At 43.7% G+C, this 22,514-nt stretch carries 17 protein-coding genes; 6 read left to right on the forward strand and 11 right to left on the reverse strand.

What is annotated here, in order from left to right:
• Window positions 1–186 precede the first annotated feature (186 nt).
• The 7 genes from OCV24_RS14650 to OCV24_RS14680 all read right to left on the reverse strand — a co-directional run bounded on the left by OCV24_RS14650 (window position 187) and on the right by OCV24_RS14680 (window position 9,983).
• The gene (locus OCV24_RS14650; protein WP_150878863.1) at window positions 187–1,500 is read right to left on the reverse strand and encodes a lysine N(6)-hydroxylase/L-ornithine N(5)-oxygenase family protein; all 1,314 of its coding nucleotides are present in this window, start codon (window positions 1,498–1,500) and stop codon (window positions 187–189) included.
• Window positions 1,501–1,573: 73 nt separating this feature from the next.
• Window positions 1,574–3,343: an IucA/IucC family protein gene (locus tag OCV24_RS14655; RefSeq protein ID WP_150878861.1), complete on the reverse strand. Its 1,770-nt coding sequence runs from the start codon at window positions 3,341–3,343 to the stop codon at window positions 1,574–1,576.
• Window positions 3,343–4,260, reverse strand: a complete 918-nt coding sequence (locus OCV24_RS14660) for a GNAT family N-acetyltransferase (RefSeq protein WP_150878859.1) — start codon at window positions 4,258–4,260, stop codon at window positions 3,343–3,345. The genes OCV24_RS14655 and OCV24_RS14660 overlap by 1 nt, the downstream gene beginning before the upstream one ends.
• Entirely contained in the window at window positions 4,253–6,049 is a 1,797-nt protein-coding gene (locus OCV24_RS14665) for an IucA/IucC family protein (RefSeq protein ID WP_150878857.1), read from the reverse strand. The genes OCV24_RS14660 and OCV24_RS14665 overlap by 8 nt, the downstream gene beginning before the upstream one ends.
• Before the next feature lie 250 nt (window positions 6,050–6,299).
• Window positions 6,300–8,246: a Fe(3+)-hydroxamate ABC transporter permease FhuB gene (fhuB, locus tag OCV24_RS14670; protein ID WP_137008182.1), complete on the reverse strand. Its 1,947-nt coding sequence runs from the start codon at window positions 8,244–8,246 to the stop codon at window positions 6,300–6,302.
• A gap of 53 nt (window positions 8,247–8,299) precedes the next feature.
• Window positions 8,300–9,193 (reverse strand): iron-siderophore ABC transporter substrate-binding protein, encoded by an 894-nt coding sequence (locus OCV24_RS14675; protein ID WP_017058736.1) that lies wholly within the window; start codon window positions 9,191–9,193, stop codon window positions 8,300–8,302.
• 22 nt (window positions 9,194–9,215) lie between these two features.
• Window positions 9,216–9,983, reverse strand: a complete 768-nt coding sequence (locus OCV24_RS14680; RefSeq protein WP_017058737.1) for an ABC transporter ATP-binding protein — start codon at window positions 9,981–9,983, stop codon at window positions 9,216–9,218.
• Window positions 9,984–10,130: 147 nt separating this feature from the next.
• Between OCV24_RS14680 and OCV24_RS14685 the strand changes: the two genes are divergently transcribed.
• Window positions 10,131–11,339 (forward strand): MFS transporter, encoded by a 1,209-nt coding sequence (locus OCV24_RS14685; RefSeq protein WP_017058738.1) that lies wholly within the window; start codon window positions 10,131–10,133, stop codon window positions 11,337–11,339.
• Here OCV24_RS14685 and OCV24_RS14690 read toward each other — a convergent pair.
• From OCV24_RS14690 to OCV24_RS14700, 3 genes are all read right to left on the reverse strand, one after another.
• Window positions 11,336–12,067, reverse strand: a complete 732-nt coding sequence (locus tag OCV24_RS14690) for a siderophore ferric iron reductase (RefSeq protein ID WP_137026759.1) — start codon at window positions 12,065–12,067, stop codon at window positions 11,336–11,338. The two genes, OCV24_RS14685 and OCV24_RS14690, sit on opposite strands and share 4 nt — an antisense overlap.
• Window positions 12,068–12,224: 157 nt before the next feature.
• On the reverse strand, window positions 12,225–13,583 hold the full coding sequence (locus tag OCV24_RS14695) for a Na+/H+ antiporter NhaC family protein (protein WP_046225034.1): 1,359 nt from the start codon (window positions 13,581–13,583) through the stop codon (window positions 12,225–12,227).
• A gap of 363 nt (window positions 13,584–13,946) precedes the next feature.
• The gene (locus tag OCV24_RS14700) at window positions 13,947–15,731 is read right to left on the reverse strand and encodes an SgrR family transcriptional regulator (RefSeq protein WP_150878855.1); all 1,785 of its coding nucleotides are present in this window, start codon (window positions 15,729–15,731) and stop codon (window positions 13,947–13,949) included.
• Between the two features lie 602 nt (window positions 15,732–16,333).
• Between OCV24_RS14700 and rimK the strand changes: the two genes are divergently transcribed.
• Both rimK and OCV24_RS14710 read left to right on the forward strand, forming a co-directional pair.
• Complete coding sequence (gene rimK / locus OCV24_RS14705; protein WP_017058742.1) at window positions 16,334–17,239, forward strand: 30S ribosomal protein S6--L-glutamate ligase; 906 nt, start codon at window positions 16,334–16,336, stop codon at window positions 17,237–17,239.
• Window positions 17,240–17,317: 78 nt separating this feature from the next.
• Window positions 17,318–17,746, forward strand: coding sequence for an ATP-dependent zinc protease family protein (locus tag OCV24_RS14710; RefSeq protein ID WP_017058743.1), 429 nt, complete (start codon window positions 17,318–17,320; stop codon window positions 17,744–17,746).
• A gap of 132 nt (window positions 17,747–17,878) precedes the next feature.
• Here OCV24_RS14710 and OCV24_RS14715 read toward each other — a convergent pair whose 3' ends face one another.
• Entirely contained in the window at window positions 17,879–18,661 is a 783-nt protein-coding gene (locus OCV24_RS14715; RefSeq protein WP_017058744.1) for an MBL fold metallo-hydrolase, read from the reverse strand.
• A 357-nt stretch (window positions 18,662–19,018) separates the two neighbouring features.
• Here OCV24_RS14715 and OCV24_RS14720 point away from each other — a divergent pair, with 357 nt between their 5' ends.
• The 3 genes from OCV24_RS14720 to OCV24_RS14730 all read left to right on the forward strand — a co-directional run bounded on the left by OCV24_RS14720 (window position 19,019) and on the right by OCV24_RS14730 (window position 22,390).
• Entirely contained in the window at window positions 19,019–20,050 is a 1,032-nt protein-coding gene (locus OCV24_RS14720) for an L-dopachrome tautomerase-related protein (protein ID WP_017058745.1), read from the forward strand.
• A 172-nt stretch (window positions 20,051–20,222) separates the two neighbouring features.
• Window positions 20,223–20,825: a 2OG-Fe(II) oxygenase gene (locus tag OCV24_RS14725; RefSeq protein ID WP_150878852.1), complete on the forward strand. Its 603-nt coding sequence runs from the start codon at window positions 20,223–20,225 to the stop codon at window positions 20,823–20,825.
• A 272-nt stretch (window positions 20,826–21,097) separates the two neighbouring features.
• Window positions 21,098–22,390, forward strand: a complete 1,293-nt coding sequence (locus OCV24_RS14730; RefSeq protein ID WP_150878850.1) for an extracellular solute-binding protein — start codon at window positions 21,098–21,100, stop codon at window positions 22,388–22,390.
• Window positions 22,391–22,514: the final 124 nt, after the last annotated feature.

Below are 22,514 nucleotides of genomic sequence, written 5' to 3' on the forward strand. Positions count from 1 at the left end.
TGGAGAGAAGGCTCCAAAAACCATCAAGGCTTATGTGATGTCCTTCATTATTACTTTGCTAAATAAACCAATGTCATCATCACCCATCAGGTGGTTCACACATGGCTTAAATTCTTAAATCATGGCTTAAGCAGACAAGACAATACCAATTGTCCAAAACAACAAAGCCATTACGTATCAAATGCACTATTTAATAGAGCTCAATTCGGACAATGTGGAAGAGCTCAGCCATTCAATCATCCCGGGGCCAGAATCAATATCAAACAGAAGCTCACCCGCTAAGCTATTAATAATCTTTGCACTGCGCCACGCCATCAAACTTAATTGAGGCTCGGCAATACCATGGCTATGTATTCCAGCATTCACCGCAAAAATCTTGTTGGTTGCTTGACCTTCCCACTTAAGTTCAAAGTCTGGTGTCATTTGGTAACGATTCTGTTCGTCCATGTCCAACAACGGAAAGATCGAGCTAAGGCAACTTGGGTTAGGAGATTCAAAGCCTGTCGCGAGAATCACGATGTCGGCTTGATGCGCTTCCAGACACTCACCTAAGGCATTACTCACCATCAGTTTGAATGCCTTATCGTGCTCAGAGATGTGAGTAAGAGTTCGGTGAGGAAGTAGTTTTACCCATTTGTCTTCTTTTAGAACATCAAAGCGGTAATACAATTCTTGATAAATAGTTAGCAACGCTTTCTGAGTAATACCATCAGAAGTCAGCTTTTGGTTCGCCACTTCTTGTTGCTTAACCTTAGGAGACAGGTTAACAAAAGCATCGACATAATCAGGAGCAAAGAACTCATTCGTAAAAGAGGCTTCATCCAAAGGTTGGTAATTCGCACGTCGAGACACCCAATCAAGTGACTTAGGCTTACCCCATTTGTGCTGGAGTGCATTGAGGAATATGTCGGCCCCACTTTGTCCGCCACCGATAATCATCACACGTTTATTGGTAAAATCTCGCTCTCTTAAGCCCATTTCAACAGCATGAAACACGCGCTCACCAATGTGTGGTTTCGCGCAATCTGGAATGTAAGGTACCTTGCCTGTACCTATGCAAAGATTCTTTGCCTGATAGATTCCCTGATTGGTATGTACATCAAAGATGCTTCCCGTGAACTCCACATGCTCCACTTTCGTTGCAAATTGAACGTTGTTGAGTTGATGCGCCGCCCAGGCTAAATAATCGGAAAATTCGTGGCGACTGATACACTGAAGTTCTGCAGAAAGAAAGCGGTAAAACTTCTTGTTCTTTACTAAGTAAGACATAAATGAATATGGACTTTCTGGGTTAACAGCAGTGACTAAATCTTTCAAGAACATAGTCTGCATATTGGTATTGTCTAGCAACAATCCAGGGTGCCAAACAAAACTATCTCTACCTTCAAAAAATTGTGCATTGATCTGAGGTTTGTCAGCTAATAGTGCTGCAATGCTGAGGTTAAATGGGCCAACCCCAACACCTGCTAAGTCAAGCCTGACGTTATTAACGTGTTCCATTCGAACCATCCTTTTGGGTTGATTAATGCGTCTTAAATTAAGCGCAAAATTTATAGTTATAATGTTGTGAGGTTTACGATTTACTTAATTGAGCCGTCACGAGTGGGTTATCCAACATATCATCCATATCTGGTAGCATTCTTGACGCGCTAGAGTCTGTACTGTGTCGGAACTTCGCTAAATTGAGTCCAATTCTTAGTATTCGGGGTTTAAACAAATCGAATTTGGTAAACCGATGCTGATACTCAGGATGCTCTGCCATATAAGCTTTAAGCCGATCGCCGAGTAATTGATAAAATTGCGCTTCCGAGTAGCCTAACTGAGCAACCAAAGGGGAAATAAAGCGTAATGTTGTGACAAAGTGACCCGTTTGCAGATCATGAATGATCAGATCTTCCGGCAAGCGCACGGTGACTTGTTTTACACCTTCAGCCAATGAGGCTTGCTCAGGGTAGTCACTCTCAACTAAGCGCATGTCCCCTTGAAAATCTTTAAGCAAAATGCGTTTTGGCAATGCGTTTTCTAAAACCAAAGTGACGTTCTGACCATGTGCAATCAATGAAACGCCGTATTTACACAACAGGTGGTAGTACGGGATCACCACCGCATCAAACATTTTTCCTAACCATTCTTGAGGTGATACACCTGAGCGTTCAATGTACTCCGCGATCAGCGGTTTTCCTTGATTATCGGTTTCCATTAACGCTGCCATCAAAATGGCACTTTCGTTATCGTTGAGTTTCGACGCTGCAGATTCTCTCCAAATCACACCCAGTAATTCTTGGTAACGATAGGGCGCATCGGTCAACCATCGATAGTCGGCTTGGGCCGCATAAGCTGAAGCGGGTTCTTGTAAAACCTCTGCCTGCTTGTAGCTCAATAAATCATCGGATTTAAAAACAGAATCCATCCAATCAGAAGCTGTTGGGCCCGCTAGGATATAACGCCCCGGAATACCTCGATAACAGGAGGTGTTCATAATGGTCAGAGGTAACTTGATGTCGTAACTATTTGGTCTTGTCGCATTACTCAACGTGCGCAATGAGAGTTGAGGTAAGAATTGGTCGCCAAACTCGCCGATATAAATCAGAGCCTTACTAGCCATCTCTTGAACAAACAACAGGGATAACTTCTTACGCCATTGCCACGGATGGACAGGCACATAAGTATAATTATCAATATCCACATTCAATGCTGAAACAATGCTGTCCATCTCTTTAAGATCACGTTCTTCAACGGACCCCGTAAGCAGCTGCTGCCAATTGACACTATCACTCGTCGCGATCTGCAAAATCGAATCATGAACAGCAACCCAACCCAACTGAAAAGTGCATTCAGCCTCTGGCGCATAGATATTAAGATCATCACTTCCCCAACCTCGTCTACCCTTGTTAAAAGCAAATTTAGGGTGTCCATCAAAGTAAGTTTGCTGCTGTTCACAAGGTAGAAAAGCCAAATCTCGAGCCGTCATAGACTCCTTACGTAGCATCAATTTGCAATCACCTAACAAGGTTGTATTAAGATCTTCTAAGTGCTCAGCAAACGCATCGTCTGGCATATTTAAAAGAGGCTGGAGGTCTCTCATCAATAACGCAGCAGACAAAGGGGTAGACGACTCCTGATCTGAATATCGACAAATAGACGTAGGATCAATAACAACCTGCCCCCAAATGTTTTCTATCCCTTCAAAAAAATAAGTGGTGTTATTTATCAAGCTAAGTGAGTAGCGTCCTAAGTCAAAATCAAAACGAAATGCTTGCTCATACGCGAATTCACTCAAGATTTTGGCGACAAGCTTGTGATTGGTGATGGACCAATATTTGTGTAGTGCGATCTGTTCCATCACCATTTCTCCGCAAAAAAACGGTCTCTATCCAGCATTAACATGGCTGAACGCTTATGAGGAAAATTGAACTCGAAACATTTTTCGTACCCCATAGGTATAATTCGATTAAACAGACGTTCATTGTCTGCTCTTGGTTCTAAAACAATACGTTGTGTTCGTACTTCATCAATAAACAAGTAGTGACTGATCGCTCGCATCCAAGCATTAAAGAATGTCGGGCCTCGGTATGCTTGCTCACCGACGAGTAGATGAATCCCGCGATCAAAATCTTGTACCTCGTAATAAGCACTGAGTCTGTCTTCAGAAACCCAATATGCTTCAATGTATCCAAAGGGTTGGCCATTAAACTCACCAATCAGAGGAATAATATGAGGATCCGCCAATCGTTCTGTAAGAAATTCTGCTAACTTCTCTTCGCTCCATGCTTGCTCCCAGAAATTCGCGACTCGTGGGTCGTTCATCCAGCGAGTGAATCGTGCTATATCTTTGTCTAACTCAACTACACGAAAGCTAACGTCAACATTCGCATCAAAGTCATATCTTTGATACACGCCCCCTTCCGGCATTGGCGGCCTGGAAGGGTGATACCGATAACGGTTGTCCGACTGAACTAAATGCTTTGGGAACAAAGATGAAGTTTTGTGACGGTGCCACGACATTGGAGATTGATAGAATGCATGACGGGACAGCGCACCGTCGATAATTGGTAATTCACGCTCGAGTAAGCCAACAACTACTTGATCATCGCTTTTTAACTGCAGATCTTCGATAGCTTTATGTTCACTAAATAACTGATCCAACTCTATGGTTAACAATGCCAAAGTATCAGCATTCGCAAAGTCATTACCTTGAACCGTTAAATTAACCTCAGGTAACTCCTGAGAGTTATAAACGAACATTTTGAAATCAGGCATGTGCTACCTCTTTAACTCGTACAAGGGGGTTTGGCATATCGAAGTAGATAACAGCAGGATCTGGGATAGAGTTTTCATTGAAATTTTGCAAATAGCAGAAGAAATTACCCTTACAGCAAAGTGTTTCGCTGGTGAGTACATACCGCAGACATCGATCATCTTTCACGCCAGATTGAAGTAATAACGCGAGTTTTTGATTTAATATTTCAATTAATTGCGACTCTTCAACATCGAGGCTAGCGCAAATGGCAGACACAAGGTTAAAGGTTGAGTTAATGATCAAATAGTAAGCAAAATAACGCCTTACTTTCTCTTGGCTCCAATAATTTTCTAACGCCTCTTTTTCATCCCCTAACTTGTCACCAAACAAGGTGAATGCCAGGTCGGTATAACCCGTTCCTTGGCAATCACGGTAGTACATCCCTACCGGAAAACCCTCTTCGAGCTGCATAACAATATTTTGTTGGTGAGCAAGAAAAACAACACCCAAATTCGCTTGTAGGTGAAATAGAGGTACAACCGCATGGTCGCAATAAGCTTCAAACCATTGTTTCGCCACCACGACGTCAGACTTTATTTGTTGGCCGGCATAATGACGAATACGCTCAGAAACCAAGCTTGTACCCGAATCATAAGGGTTTTGCTGAGTTAATGTCGCGAGAACTACGGCTTCTTGGTTGGGCGTGTTCACTAATGGGTTATCTCGAAAAGCGACCAAGCTTTCATCAATAACATTGCCATCAATGTTCTTTAGACCGATATAGGCAGGCTCTTGCATCACTTGAAAACCATTGACATGGCCGACTTCGCAAGAAAGTTCCGGTTGTTGGAACAGCTCATTTAGTCGCGTACCACGAATGACTTCTTTCAGCGATAAATTACGAATCGAGTTGGTTAACTTCACGCTCAATGAAAACTTCAACATATAAGGCAATGATGGTGCGTATAGAGAGCGCGTCGATGACGTTGGATACCAAGTCACACCGATTTGACCAAGGTTTTCAACTTGCCCTGATGCCAAATAGTTTCGTACTGACAAATTATCGCTCATCACCTGCCATTGCCATGGATGAACCGGTAGTAAGCACTTACCTTTAGTTTTAGCCTCAACAGATAAGTTAGTTAACCGCTCATCATGAGCAATCAAATTATGCATACGTTGAGCAAAATGTATCTCTGCAGAACTTCCGACCTCTAGTAGCACTTCATCAACTACTAGCCAATAAAGCTGAAAATTCCCACCAAGCTCCGGAGAATATTGTTTAGCGTCACTTAATGAAAACTGTTCGCGACTCTTTGGGGCGGGGTGGAAAGAGTGACCAATCAACAACCCCTGCTCTGCCACTTTAAAGTTCAGCTTTTCAGAGAACAGTTGCTCTCTATAAGGAGAATGTTCTATCGCCTGTTTCGTATTGTTGTGACTCTCCAAAACTCGCGTAACAAAAACCTGCTTCTGTTCGTCGCTAAGAATACCGACAAGCGCGGGTTCAGACACAATGTGGTCGATCAGATCTTCGATAGATAAAGCGTGATACGCATCTTCTGTAAGGAGCAATGCAGGTAGGTCATATTCATGACTACCAAGTTCAGAGTGATAGCTTAGAGGGATTTGAATCACTCTATTTTCTGATAAGGACAGCTGGAAAATGTACCGGCCTTCAGAACGTTGAATTTGAATGAACTGACTTTCGCGGGCGAGAGAGTTGAGAAAACAAGCAATGGACGGGTCATTACCTCGGACCTGTTTGTTTGAACTCTCGAGATTGAGCCGATCGTTTTTACGATTCATATTATTTCTCGAACTATTATTACCAAACCAATATAGAGAATGCTAATTATTATCATTTGTATAAGCAACCAATTTTTTTGATAATTAACAAAAATAAATAACAAACCTACAAATATTAATTCTATCAATAACATACCGACAAATAAAAAGGCCAGAGCACTCGAATTTTCGGTACTCTGGCCTCTATAACGACGTACAGATCGACTGCAAATATCGTATTAATTCCTGCTAAAACTGAAGGGTTCTCTTATTAACGTCTCATTAAATACAGGAAGTAACCTCCACCTATTAATGAAGCCAATAAACCAGCAGGGAATTGCCAAGGGAACCACAAAGTTCGACCTAACCAATCGGCAATGACCATAACAATTGCTCCCAATAATGCAGCGGTCAACATTTGTGGTACGGCACGATATTGGTGCAGAGAGCGAGCCATATGCGGTGCAAGTAGGCCAATAAAGCTCAATGGCCCTATTACGATGGTACACAACGTCGTTAAAGCCGCGACCAGAAGAAGTAAGACTAAACGTACCGTGGTGGCGCTCACACCAATGCTATTAGCCGTTACCTCCCCTAAACTGATGATCTCTATCCAACGATTGAGTGCTAATGCAAAAGCTCCGACTAAACCAACGCCACTCAATAGTAAGACGATATCTTGAGTAGCCACCAGATAAGTTGAACCCGATAGCCACGTAAGGAGTGCCGTTGCATTTTCATTCCCGGAACTCATTGCAATACGTAGCAAGGCATCAAGCCCTGCGCTCAATGCAATGCCAGTGAGTAAAGTTCGCGCGGGAGCAAAGTTGTGTTTTCGTCCCACCAACCACACTAATACTGTCACCGATACAGCACCTAGAGTCCCAAGAGCCATTTGTTGCTCTCGTTCAATCGCTACCCCCGTTAAAGTCCCGAGTACTAAAGCAAGAGCCGCACCAGAGCTGATCCCCAATACTTCGGGACTTGCCATTGGATTGTTTGAAATTCGTTGAATAATAGTGCCCGCAACGGCGAGTCCTATCCCTGCAATTAACGCAACCAATACCCGTGGCGCACGCAGTCGCAATAAGGATTGATTGAAACTCAATGTCCAACCAAACTGATCTCGCCCGACAACAACAGCTAGTAAAGCAGCGATTAACAACACGCCAAACATGATCACAATGATCTTTTTCGTATTTACATGCTTATAGCGTTCCGTCTGCTCACTACGCGCTTTTAATTCTGAAGGTAACTTGGCCCTTTGTAGTAACCAAAGCAAAAATGGCGCCCCAATCAATGCTGTCATGGCACCGGTAGGAAGCAGCTCTCCCCCAACGCCTGAAAAAGGCTGAATAACTAAATCAACAATCAATAGCATTAGGCTACCGACCCACCCACTCACCACAATCTGATGCCTTAACGATCTCGCACCAAGCATCCTCGCTATGGCGGGAGCAACGATACCAACAAACCCAATGAGCCCTACTTCACTGACTACCGCAGCGGTGATAAAAATAGCCAAAGATAAACACAACAGCTTGACGTGTTTAATGTTAATGCCAAGCGAGGTCGCAACATTATCGCCAAACTGTAGCGCAGACATTGGTCGATGAAGAAGTAGTAACAAAAAGGTTGGGAAGGAAACCAAAGGAATCAGTGTCTGAGCACTCGACCAATCATTTTGATTAAGTACACCTGAACCCCACACAAAAATACTGGTAAGTCTTTGTTCGTTTAGCATCAGTAGCATGGTATTCACTGATCCCAAAAACAAGCTAACCACCATACCTGCCAGCACTAAGTGTAAAGGTGAGAAACCTCTGGCAGCACTAAGAGAAAAAACCAGCGCCGTCGCTAAACAGCCACCAATAAAGGCAGGAATAAATGCTGGTATGGCTAAGCCAACAGGCAGAAACAGTATTCCGAGAACCATGCCCAATTCTGCTCCCGCCGCAACCCCTAATGTAGTGGGTGATGCGATAGGGTTTCGCAGCACAAACTGCATCACAGAGCCCGCAACAGCAAGACCAAAACCACATGCTAATGCGACCACTAGTCTAGGCAGGTAAGTTAGCCGGGTAATCAAGTGCTGATAATTCGACGCATCAAAGTGGAATAACGTATCCCAAATCAGTTCAACACCTTTAGAGTATGGTGCAGTCACTTGCAGTAACATACCGATCACTATGATTACCGAAAGGAGCAATATCGTCATTTTCCAATTAACGCGCTCCACAGACCGATTAGGAAGCTTAATGGCGGTATTTGTCATTGTTTATTCATGCTATCGCTAATATGGAAACTAAAACGTTGCGCAGCAATAAGCCCGCCGAACGTCCAAATCGCAGGGAGTTCATGAACAGAGTCGGTGCGAGTGAACTCCATGACTTGCCAAAGGGGTGAGCGAGAGAGCTGTATTAATTCTTGTTTCTTAAGAGGTCCAAGCAACATGACATTGGTATGCTGGTGCTCTGCTAACTTCTCAGTTCCTACCGTAGAGAACCCCCAAAGATTCGTTTGCGCTTGCCAGTCATTACGCAACCCCATAGCATCAAGCGTTGATTGTGCAAGCGAACCCTGTCCATGAACCCGCAGGGTTTTGTCGTTAATAAATCGAGCAAAAATAAAAGGCTTACTTCCCTTGTTCGCGGCTCGTACTTTCGCTCCGTTCTCTGTCAATACGCGTTTAGTCTGTTGAATCACATCCTTTGCTTGTCGCTCTTTGCCGAACAACTTACCTAAAGACACCGTCACGGATTCCGCCGACTCAAGAGGTTGTTTATCTTCGCTATAAACGCTGAAAACCACGACAGGAGCAATTTGATTGAGCCGCTCGTAAGCTGCCGCCATGTGTTTACTGATCAAGATGACATCGGGCTTTAACGTAGTAAGCAGCTCTAAATTAGGCTCACGCCGAGAACCTACGTTGGTGGCATTTGAGTTCAGAACTGGCTCCACGACCCACTGCTTATAACCATCAATATCCGCCACGCCTTCAAGCTCAACCCCCAAACTCAAGACGGTCTCTGTTAATGCCCAATCTAAAGCGACCACTTTTTCAGGGACGGAATCAAAAGAGGCAACACCCATTTCATGTTTAAGGTCCATAGCGTTAGTCGCAAACGCTAGAAACATAGAAAACATCATCACAAACTGTTTCACAACTGAATCCTATTGATTTTAATTAAGGGATATAACTGATTTGTTGACCCGTTTCTGGGTGCTGGAATAAGGCGAGATCAATTCCATAGATCTGCATTAACGTCTCGCGGGTCATAAATTCTTGAGGAACCCCAGAGGCTATAACCTTACCGGAAGAAAGCGCTATCAGGTGGTCACTGAATTTAGCCGCCATGTTGACGTCGTGTAAAACCATGATAACCGTCAGGCCAATAGTACGGTTGAGATCGCGGATAAGAGATAGCAACTCATGTTGGTGGGCAATATCTAGTGCAGACGTCGGCTCATCGAGCAAAATACATTGGCTTTGTTGAGCCAATAGCATCGCTATCCAAGCGCGTTGTCTTTCACCACCAGATAAAGTCGCCACAAATCGATCTCGGAAGGCATTTAATCCAACTCTATCAATAGCATCATCCACAATCGCATAGTCTTTTTTGCTGTAGCGACCAAAGGCGCCTTTCCACGGGTAACGGCCAAAACAAACTAATTCTCGAACAGTGACGCCGTCAGTAATTGGTGGATGTTGAGGCAAGTAAGCCACTTGATGAGCAAATTCAAGATGATTGAACCGAGAGACTGGTGTACCTCTCAAGAGAACTTGTCCTTGAGTAGGAACATTTTGGCGGCTCAACAATTTCATCAGCGTCGACTTACCACAGCCATTGTGCCCTAGCAGCGTAGTGATTTGACCGGGTTCAAAAGTTAAGCTCGTGGCGGAAAGAATAGGGTTGCCGTCGATTTCAAACGACGCATCGACAAGTCGGTACATAATTAAATACGCAGTTGTGTTATTAGCTACAAGCCGTTAATCTTATCACAACAAAATAACAATGATAATTATTATCACAATGAACAGTTTTATCATTAACAATACTATTCATTGTCGTCCTCACCATCGCCACAAGTACCTCAAGATATGTCAGGAACAAATAGCAAACGCGTTCAATTAGCCACTATAGGTTTGGCCGCAGCTCTCATGGGCATTGGGCAAAATGGATTGTTGGTCTCGCTACCCTTCTTGGTAGAACAATCCGCATTTGGGCTGTCAACATGGTCTATTTTGATAGCCACTGGTAGCTTTCTATTTTTGCCATCCGCTCCTTTCTGGGGGAGGTACAGTGATAAACACGGGCCTAAAAAAGTAGTTATTCAGGCTCTGATTGGCATGGCAATTAGCTTCTCATTTCTGGCTTTATTTGCGATTTTGAGTAAAGGTAAGGATTCTTACATACCGTTCTATTTCACTGGGCTACTAGTGGCTCGCATTATCTACGGCTGCACTGTTTCAGGAATGGTGCCGGCAAGCCAACATTGGGCTATTATCTTATGCGGCAAGGAAAATCGACTTCAAGCCATCACATCAGTCAGCATAGGGTTAAGCGCAGGCCGCTTAGTCGGACCACTTATCTCAATATTGGCATTAAAGTTATCCCCTTTTGCCCCACTGATGATCATGGTTACGCTTCCTTGTATCGCTCTGATGGGAGCTCTAAATCTCCCGATTCCAAACCAACCTCAACAGGAAACCAACAACAAAAGCCCACAGCCCTGGTTACCCAATCCAAGGCTATATCCATACCTAATGAGTGGATTATTCTTGTGTGCTGCCATTGCTTTACTGCAATATAGCTTCTCGCCTTTACTTTCTTCAATAACCGATTGGTCCACCAGCCAGATCAGTGACGGCATAGGAGCATTGCTGACCATCAGTGCTGCGTGCACGTTCGGTACTCAGCTATTGGTAATCAAAAAGAAAAAACTCACACCACGTATCATGTATCAACTTGGCGCGTTTGCTATGGTGATGGGGTTTACTCTATTTCTCGTGACGAATATTTGGGTACTTTGGATTGCAATGGCAGTAGTCGCGAGCGGGGCCGCTTTATTGGTTCCGGCTTATACCTCTGCCGCAACAGAACAACAAAATGAAGCTCCCGGTGCGGTTGCAGGTTACCTCTCAATGGCACACACGATAGGCTATGGAGTGGCATCATTACTTGCCTTCATGGCAACCCTTTCACCCACTTATCCGATCTATTTGTGCATATTGTTTTCGGCCACGATACTCATTATCGCTTACTCTGTATCGAGGTACCGTAACACTGAGGCGGTAGAATCACCTTAGCGTTTATTGTCCGGATGCCTTGGACAATCGCGACACAATTTACGCCCTTGGCATTTATAAACTAAGCAGCAGCTGGTTCGAACCAAAACAAGCTTTTTCTCATGTTCATGATAACGAATCGAATGGATAAGTTTTTCTGGCAAAGCACAGGCATTTAGCCACAAACGAGCCTGTTCAAGTAAGTACGCCTCAGGCAGTTCAGGAGCGTACTGACTCAGTTTCACCAAACACCCAAGAATCCCATCAGCAAACAGATGATTGGTGAACCCAGGGCGAATCCGCGTCCACTCACTCATTTCCTCACGAAAATAATCAAATAATGACACTAGCTCTTGGCCTGCACGTGTAACCAACTCATCCTCTGAACCCGTGACATAAGCGGTTGAAGGGAATTGATAGCCACCAATAAAATTAGGGTGTACCTGCTGAGCCATTGAGGATAATTCAGGTAAACCGCGGCAAGAGTAAATAGAGATAAATGCAACGTAAATAGGCTGCCAGCAAAGCAGTGTCCAGGTTCGAGTCAACCAGTATGCAGCCCCTGCTTCTGGGTGTTCATTCTTAAGGTTTTCATAAAGCTCGTGCAGAGTATCTGAGCTAGGTATCTCTTTATGGATAAGCTTATCAGCGAGGTTAGCGTCAGACAGAGGAGTGATTTGACCATCTAAATAGGGAGTCACCTGTTTGGCGTGTTCAAAAAGATGTTCAAAGAAAATAGGGTCGTTCATTTTATCCGGCTATCCGTAACTACATCAGCCCGCTACCATAAATAAAGTAAAGTATTATTGCAATTAGTTCTCATTAAGATTTCAGTACGGACAGGCAACAAACATAATATATCGACAAAAAGGCTCTTGTGGAGCCTTTTAACGAAATCAATAATGACTATGCTTGAGCAACTTGGCGAGCCGAGTGTTTAATAAACACAGTAACCACAGCCACGATTGCAAGTGCAAAACAGTAGTATGAGTGCGTGATAATATCTAAAGGCGATAAGTTAAACACCGAACCGAGCAACAGCACTTGTGCACCATAAGGCAACACACCTTGAATCACACAGGAGAAGATATCCAATAAGCTTGCAGAGCGACGCGGAGATACATTGTTCTCCTCTGCCAATTGGCGGGCGACGCTACCAGAAACAATGATCGCTACCGTGTTGTTTGCAGTACATAGATTCACCATAGATACCAAACCAGCAATACCTAACTCACTTGCACGGCCATTCGCTTGCTTAGAGTGTGAAGAACCAAACGCACGAATCACACCACTGACTAAGTTAGTCAGGAACGCCAACCCACCTTGGCGACGCATTAGCTCACTCAAACCACCAATCAGCATCGACAGTAAGAAGATCTCCTGCATATTGCCGAAGCCTGCATAGATATCTTGAGCGTAATCCGTCATACCGTAGTTCTCAACAGAACCTAGGCTCACGCCACCCGCCAGTAAGATACCAATCGTTAGCACGACAAAAACATTCATGCCCGATACCGCAAGAATTAAGATAGTGATGTAAGGCAACACTTTCAGCCACTCGATTGGACCTGTTTCAGGAACCTGAGTTGCCGTGCTATTGAAAGCAAAGATAACAATCGCGATAAGAGCAGCAGGCAGTGCAATACGGATATTCTCTTTAAACTTATCTCTCATCTCACAACCTTGTGAACGTGTCGCGGCAATTGTGGTATCAGAGATGATAGACAGGTTGTCACCAAACATAGCGCCACTCAAAACAACGCCGGCAGTCAGTGGAATGCTCATGCCTGCTGAATCTGCAATGCCTAACGCCACTGGTGCAACGGCAGCAATGGTCCCCATTGAAGTACCCATTGCTGTCGCGATGAAAGCTGAAATCAGGAAGATACCAGGCAGAATCATGCTCGTAGGAATAGCCGATAGACCAAGGTTTACCGTCGCATCGACGCCACCAGAGGCTTTAGCCACGGCCGCAAAAGCCCCCGCCAATAGGTAGATCATGCACATTGCGATAATGTCTTTGTGACCTACTCCACCTAAGAATTGTTCGATAGCACGGTTCAATTTATCCTTGCTTAACAACAACGCCAGCATCACAGCAGGCAAAGCCGCAATCGGAGCTGGAAGCTGATAGAAAGCAAAATCGACGCCTTGCAGTGACAAGTACGTACCTACGCCAATAAACAGCGCTAGGAACACAATCAGAGGGATAAGCGCAACTGCAGAAGGTGCAATTACAGCATTAGAATTTTTTGAATTGGACATGGAACATCAACGCAATAAAACAAGAAGAGGAGCAGACTAATGTCACACTTAGATCTTGTCAACGTCTAGACGTCTAAATGTCTAATTTAATGTAAAGTAATAAGCACATTATTGAACATCACATAATAAAAAGCGGTGACTGATCCGTAGACAGCCTCAAAAAACAGATCATGCAGTGAACTTTAACGCTTACGCTTAAGCATCATTAGTATTCGCCAGTATCGAATGTTGTAAGATAGCCTAGAGCGCTAGACAACGAAACAATAGTAAGTATTCAAACGCTAATTTTTAAATACTCACGTTCTAAAGCCACCACTTATCGAGTTCAGTTCTCAATTCAAATGTTGCCATCAGTACCTGTCACTAATCGGCTGACCATACGTTTTTGAATTCTGGCCACCCCCAGTTAGTGATAGCGACATTTTTCAAAATCCCTTGGAAACGCACAGTTTGCAAGTGATGAAACATTGGCACCAACCAATAATCAGAAATCAACGTGGACGCGATAGGTTCCAACTCTACTAAGTAGTCAGGCAGTTCAACGGAGGCTTTGTGATGATCCAAACGCTGTTTCAGCCAGTCGCTGTTCGTCCCCCCTAGTGCGGAATGCAACACGGGATCATTCATCAACCACGAGAACAATGAAGAAGGTGTGTTGTCATCTAAGTTCAGATTACACAACACCAAATCCTCCTTTAGCTCGCCACTCTGGGACAGCTGAGCCAATTCTCTAAAACTGTAGGTATTCACCTCAACATCCACGCCATATCGTTTTAGGATGTCTGATACGCAAATAGCACATCGGTATAACGCATAGTAGTCGTAAACCGCGATAGTCATCTTTTGAGGAAGTTGAGCTTCCTTTGAAGGCGTTCGATATAACCTTTGCCAACTTGGCAGTATATTTTGAGCCAAAGAGACACTAAACAACCCTTGATTCTGTTCTAATTGAGACAAAATAGCTTGTGGGTTGGCGATCCCTGAGAGGTACTTACGCTGCTCATTATTGAGTGGCTTAACTGCTGAATTCTGATTAAATAGGATAAATAAACACCCGTCCTCGACTCGGCTACGAAGGCCGTCACTCTCTGCAGACACCAGTTCCGTATCGCTTCTCCCCAATTGATGAAAACAGGACGAGTCTTGATAAGGCGAAACCTGCATTTGGCTATCATCAAAGCGAGCGCTCCCCGTCATCGATTCTTCAAATTGCCAAATGGTGACCTCATCGGTTAACGATCGGCAGCCATAGTAATGTTCGAATGCAGCTAGTTTTAGACGCTCGTTATTACTTTCCACCACTTTGAAAGGGCCAGTTCCAATCACGGCATGAGACATAGATCCTAATGGCGTCGGTTTACGGGCGACTTGAGCTGCTGGTTGAATCGAATACTTAACGCCAGCAAGCAAACCTGCAAACCCAGTGTCTGCTTTAGTTAACTGAAAGCTGATTCTCAATGGTTGATCGCTGTATACAGAAGCCACATGAGCTAACTCTGTCTGATAAAAAGGTAAGGTTTGTAGGGCAGAAAACAAAGACACAAGTTGCTTCGCATCGACTGGGTGTCCATCGTGAAAGCTAAGGCCAGGGCGTAAATAAAAGGTCCAAGTTAATTTTTCAGAATCATACACCCAATGATGAGCCAACTCAGGCTTTAACTCGCCTTTACCATTACAAGTGACGAGGCAGCTAAATACTTGCCTGATCAAAAATCGTTCACTACTGCGATGAATATGATGTGGGAACAAAGCCTCAAACTTACGTTTGTAAGTCAATTGAACATGCAGTAGCCCTTCGCGCATCGTTGCACCAGATGTTTTTTGGAGTAGAGACCCAAATATTGCACGGTCATTTTCCAAAATAGAAAGTGCTTTTTCGTATTTGCCTTGCTCTATCAGTTTACTGGCAACATGTTGAGTCAACTCTTGATTGCTAAAACACAAGGTCAGGTTAGATCGTTGATTCCTGCCGACTTTTGGCTCCCACACCACCCATTCAGCGTGATGCATTTTACCTAGCAAGGTTCGAGCATGGCGCAAACTAGTAAACAATTTGTCTGCAACCTCAGTTAAAGTCAACGAATGTGAGATATTAGGCTCGAACGAATTCAACCTTGTGTAGTAGCGCATCATGTTTAGATCAGACAAATAATGAACCTTTTTATAAACAACCCTTCCTGATTAAGCCCATTATAAAACACATCAGACCAAAAGTAGTGATAAAGGAACAAAACAGGAACAGATTGTTAAAAGTCTATCTGTTTATTAGTTCCTATTAAATAACCATACTTAATGAGTCAGCAAGGAACCCCGCATTACCGCCAAAGCCTAATACAAGAGAAGTAATCCCCATGAGAAAATACTATCTTAATAAGCTAAAAAATACGTCTAGCAAGCTCGAGAGAGAAGCACTGAGAACACTTATAGAGCTATGTAACTGGCGTTATTAGTACACATTTAGCACCGAGTTTACGCGAGTTGAGTACCACTTAATATGCTCCACCCCCCAACATGAGTTAGGTCTCAACTCGCTTTTTCCTTCCAAATACCTTTTCAACCCCGCCGTACCAGTAACTCATTCGTTCGATAAACTTACGTTGTCGACTCGACAAATTTAATTCATTTTCTTAGTTAAACGAAAAGCCTTAAGGTTCGCTCCAAAGCAAGCAAGGAGCCTCAGAAAAACTGAAAGCTCAGAGAACAACTCATTTATTTGCAGTTACCAATCAGGTATTAACTAAGGAAACGCCATGCGTATCGCAATTCTTTCTCGCAATGAAAACCTATACTCTACTTCTCGCTTAAAAGCGGCAGGAGAAGCTCGTGGTCACCATGTTGATGTTATCGACACGCTGCACTGTGATATAGATATCGCGAGTAACAATCCGAAGATTCGCTACATGGGTGAAGAGCTACCTCAATATGATGCTGTTATTCCACGTATTGGCGCTTCCATTACCTTTTACGGCACTGCTGTTGTGCGCCAATTCGAAATGATGGGCACTTTTTGTATCAATGAGTCAGTCGCTATTAGCCGTTCTCGCGACAAACTACGCTCACTGCAACTGCTGTCTCGTAAAGGCATTGGCTTACCAAAAACAGGGTTCGCGAGTCGCCCAGACAAGATTCAAGACTTGATCAAAAACGTAGGTGGCGCGCCACTTGTTATCAAGCTTCTTGAAGGAACTCAAGGTATCGGCGTGGTTCTAGCCGAAACAAACAAAGCAGCTGAAAGCGTCATCGAAGCATTCATGGGCTTAAAAGCGAACATCTTGGTTCAAGAGTTCATAGAAGAAGCAAACGGCGCAGACATCCGTTGTTTTGTTGTTGGTAACAAAGTAATTGCAGCAATGAAACGTCAAGCTGGTAAGGGGGAATTCCGCTCTAACCTGCACCGTGGTGGTACGGCTCAACTGGTAAAACTCACCAAAGAAGAGCGTGCTACAGCAATTAATGCAGCTAAAATCATGGGATTAAACCTATGTGGTGTCGATATTCTACAATCTAAAAATGGCCCTGTAGTAATGGAAGTTAACTCCTCCCCAGGTTTAGAAGGTATTGAGAAAGCGACTGGAAAAGATGTTGCTGACATGATTTTCGACTTTGTCGAAAAAAATGCTAAGCCCAATGCAAACCGCACTCGCGGCAAAGGCTAATTGAAAGGTAAACTATTAAAAAATCGCTTTAACCGCGATAATAACTAAATGAGCCGTAAACCAATGATTGGAAAAAACATGAATCAGAAAATGATCATAGGGAATACTGAAGCAATTTGCTTACCGGAGTTAGGGATAACTGGATTACATACGCGTGTAGATACAGGGGCTAAAACCTCTTCGCTACATGTGGATAACCTGATCTGCAGTGAAACTGACGGTGAAAGCTACGTTGAATTTGATTTACACCCAGACATCTATCACCTTGAAGAAATAGTTCGCTGCAAAACTAAATTAAAAGCAAGTAAGCGAATCAAGTCATCAAACGGTGAAGTAGAAACTCGCTGTGTCATTGAAACTATGCTTAAAATAGGTGATCAACAGTGGCTTATCGATATCACGCTGAGCAACCGTCAAGACATGACCTACATGATGCTTCTTGGTCGTCAAGGAATGAGCGACAAAGTGATTGTAGATCCAGCAGGTGAATTCCTACTGACTCGCTAATCCAAATCACCGTAACCTAATCACAGGTTATAACAAAATAAGGCCCGTCTCGTAACGGGCATTTTTGTTTACCTATTTATGTCCTACCTTTCTACAGTCAGTACTTTCGGTGTTGCGGTTTTCCACTTATTTCTAAGACTTACCATGATACTGAAAACCAAATCGCCAAATTGATAACAGTAAATTCTTCATTTTAATTTTCGTTACACGCCAATGAGTCACAGGTTTTCTTGGAGCACTCATTAGCAAATGTTCAAAAGCTGTCTGACTAAAATCCACCTGCCCTCCATGCGCCACCAGCAAAGTATCAACCTGCATGTCATAAATGCGAGATACCGACTCTCGATATTGATTCGGATGAAAGATGGGAAACGGCGGAATCAATTTCTTTTTAACCTCCACCATTAAATCAGCCACATAAGCGACGCTATGCGAAGGACAATAAACGGACAGGTCTCTGTCGGTATGCCCTGGCGTTTCCAATACAAGCCAATCATCAAAGCCAGGAATCGTATCACCGTCCGAGAGTTTGTAGTCAGGTTTGAGCTTCCTTGAATACCAAAGGTTTGCTCTAGGCTTACCAAGCCTATTTGCCATCCACCTTGCAAGGGCAAGATCGGTTAGGTGCATCAATATACCATCGACTCCTTGATACCAATCCCTATCTCGGTTCGCTGCCACCAAATTACAGTTGGTCAGCTTTCTAAGCTTATGTGCTGCACCCGCGTGATCTGGATGCATGTGTGTCACGACCACTGTATGCAGGTCGTTAAATTCACGACCAAGCTCATCTTCAATGAAAGCTTTAAGATGGGGAATATCCGCTCGGCACGCGCCATCAAGTAACAGCAGCCTGTCTGGGTACTCTACGAGATACATGTCTTGGATATAACCTTTGATTGTATGAAGCTGCAAATTGTATTCCTATTCGCTGTCCCTGCCGACGGGTTAAATTTAACAATTTTGAAACAATTGTACTTATCAGAATATAGTAAATATGACTGAAATGTAATTTTTTGAATCATTGCCTACTGATAATAAAAACCTTAGCCGAATACCTCATCAATAGGTATGTGTAATAACACCCTTTACATGCAGTTGATTCTTAACACTTAAGAGCATTTATATTTTAGTAACATCGCCGTTATTAGCTATCTATAACAATACGTTTCAATCTATTATCAAATAATATTTGAAAGTATAACAAATATAGCACTGTTGAAAATTGACAACCTTCCAGTAACATTTACATCAATTACTAAGGGGAAAACAATGAAGAAAACAGTAATCAATACCGTTCTCGCGAGCGCTATTCTATCCACTTATGCGTATGCAGAAACTGAACTTACTCCAGAACAAGCTACCGTTGTTGCTACAATGACTGAACGTCCGGGCAACCCTTCCGTCACACCGGATGGACGTTTGTTATTAAGTGTTCATCCGCTTGACAACCCAACAACCAAAGTCATCGAGTTAAGCGTGGCTGGAAATCAAACGCCATATCCGACGATGAAGTATGCACAAGGTGATGATTCTCTATTTAAAGCCGTCATTGCCATTCGTACGGATGATAACGGAGTCGCGTGGATCCTAGATCTAGCAACCCATACCATAACTGGTTGGGATACTCATAAAGAGACGTTGGTCAAAACGATAAAAATACCGGCTTCCGTTTTGAAACCGACAAGCTTCCTCCAAGACTTTGCGCTAGACCAAAAAAGGCAGCGTATAATAATCGCCGATATGACTCAAAATGACCTGAAAAGTGAAGCAATTCCAGCCTTTGTAACCGTAGATCTCAAGACAGGGGAAGCTGTACGTGTGGCTGAAAATCACCCGTCGATGAAAGCCGACAGTAAAACCGGTTTTGCTTTAAACCCAATCACCATTGATCCATCTTACGAATGGGTTTATTTCGGGGCCGTCAATGGTCGCACCGTTTATCGAGTAAAAGCGAATCACTTTGACAACAACGGACAGACAGTCGCAAGCAATATAGAAAAATACGCTGATAAATCTTATTCAGATGGCATTACGGTAGACAGCGCTCAGAACGTTTATGTTACTGATATAGAAAACAATGCAATCGGTGTGTCCACCCCACAAGGATACCGAATTATTGCCACGCTATCAGACAACCAAACTTGGCCTGATGGCATGTCATTTGGCCCTGATGGTTATATTTATATAACGGTCAATCAACTTGATCGAACTGCGGCTTTAAATAACGGTACAGATACAGGGACCCGACCATTCGAAGTTGTAAAGATCAAAGCCCTCGCCACAGGATCAACGGGGCGATAATCAAACAGTAGTGAGCCGATAAATAGGCTCACTACTCACTTCTCCAATATTTTTCCTTTCTATATCCGCTGGTAAAATAAAGATATAAATCGTGACGACAAAATACGTGATTTGTTGACCTGAGTTATTAGGACTATATATGCGCCTCTAATTTATTGTCAGAGTGCTATACATGAATCAACTAATCGATGCTCTTTCTACCCATGGCTATTTTGTTTGGGATGACTTCTTAACTCACGAAGAAGTGGTGGCATTGAAGGATTGCATTCCAGAAGCCTGGAAAAAGGCTAAGATTGGCCGTAACGATGACGTAACGCAAGAATCGACTATTCGTAGTGACAAAATTCAATGGGTAAACCGCGATACAGGAGAGCCAGCCTCTCTGTTCCTAGACAAAATGGAACGAATTCGTTTAGCAGCAAACCAAGCGTTCTTTTTGGGTCTGTTCGAGTACGAAGCGCACTTTGCTAAATACGAAAAAGGCGACTTCTACCAGAAGCACTTAGACTGTTTCAAGGGCAATGAAAACCGCCGCCTGACCACTGTGTTCTATATGAATGATGAGTGGACAGAAGAAGACGCAGGTGAGTTAATCATTTACGACCTAGAGAACAATCACGTCACAACCATTCCACCAAAATCCGGTCGTTTGTTAGTGTTCTTATCCGAACAGTTTCCACACGAGGTTCTAACGACAAATACCGAGCGATTCAGTATCGCAGGTTGGTTTCGTATTAACGGCGTTAAAGACAACCAGCTCGACATCGCGCACTAAAATTTTGCCTCTCTATCTTACTGAAAGCCTGTTCATCAAGAGGCTTTCAGTAATGAGCGAACCTTTATAGAGGAACGAACAAAGTCACTATCCAAACCATCATTAACCTCCCCTCTTAAATAAAATCGAAATGAATCTTTCATACCACTGAAACGATTTAGCCACGTAAGTGAAATATGCCCTGTTCAAGATAACTTCAAACGATACCCCTACCGTCTCGTTAACACTCTTGATCAAAATCTCATACGAATTTCATCCAAAAGGAAACTAAGATGAATAAGCTAATTTTAGCAGGCATTCTTTCGGCAACAGCAGCAATGCCAGCTTTCGCAACGACTCAAGTCACTTGGTGGCACGCAATGGGCGGCCAACTTGGAGAAACCGTCAATAAAATTGCGACAGACTTTAACGCATCACAAGACGATTACGAGATCACGCCAATCTACAAGGGGTCATACACTGAGACCTTAACAGCGGGCATTGCAGCATATCGAGCAGGTGAAGCACCAAATATTCTACAAGTTTTCGATGCGGGTGCAGCAACCATCATGAACGCTAAAGGCGTCGCGAAACCAGTACAAGATATTATGGTTGAGTCTGGCTACAGCTTTGATTCGAACGATTACCTAGCGGGGGTTCGTAACTTCTACGCTGATAACGAAGGCAAAATGGTCGGGATGCCTTTCAATAGCTCGACCCCGGTTCTTTACTACAACAAAGATCTTCTTTCCGAAGTCGGTGTCAATGCACCCAAAACATATGAAGAACTAGAAGTGGTGGCTAAGAAACTGAAAGCAGAAGGTCATATTGCCTTTTCTCAATCTCTAACACCATGGATCATGTTCGAAAACTTTAAGTCACGCCATAACCTACCAGTATCAGACCAGAACAACGGCTATGACGGCTTATCGACTAAAATCATGTTCAACACCAAAGACATGATGATGCACGTTAGCAAGATGAAAGAGTGGTCAGATCTAGGTTACTACAAATATTACGGTAGCGATTGGGATGCGAACCAAACCCCTTTCGAGCGCCAAGAAGTGGCAATGTGGATGGGCTCTTCAGGCTCATTCGGCGGCTTGCGTAACCGTGTACCTTTCGAACTCGGCACCACTTATCTCCCATACTGGAAATCGGTCAACCCGGATGCTGGCTTAACCTTCATTGGTGGTGCTGCTCTGTTTGCTCTCAATGGTCACAAACCGCAACAAGACAAAGGTGTCGCGGCGTTCTTTGACTATCTCACTAAGCCTGAAACTCAAGTTTACTGGCACAAAACAACTGGCTATGTACCTGTCACAACAGCCGCTTATGACTTGGCGAAAGAGTCAGGTTACTACAACGAGCAACCTGACGCCGAAGTAGGTGTTAAGCAGCTAAGCCTCAAGTCGGGTGAATGGACTAAGGGCTATCGCTTAGGTTACTACCCTCAGATTCGTGAAGTGATGCATCGCGAGTTCGATAACATCTTCGCCGACCGCTCTAGCGTCAAGAATAGCTTAGACAAAGTAGAAGATGAAAGCAGCAAGTTACTGAAACGCTTCGCTCGTACGATGAACTAATTCTGCTTTTTAACCAAAGCAGATAACTGAGCTAAAAGCTTAGCGAACCAAAGCTGTTCATTGCTCCTCACCACTTGTCACTGCGTCATTAAAAACGTAATAGCAAGGTGTGAGGAGATTCTTC

Origin of the sequence: Vibrio kanaloae, assembly GCF_024347535.1 — a bacterium.
In the GTDB taxonomy this organism is placed as follows: Bacteria; Pseudomonadota; Gammaproteobacteria; order Enterobacterales; family Vibrionaceae; genus Vibrio; species Vibrio kanaloae.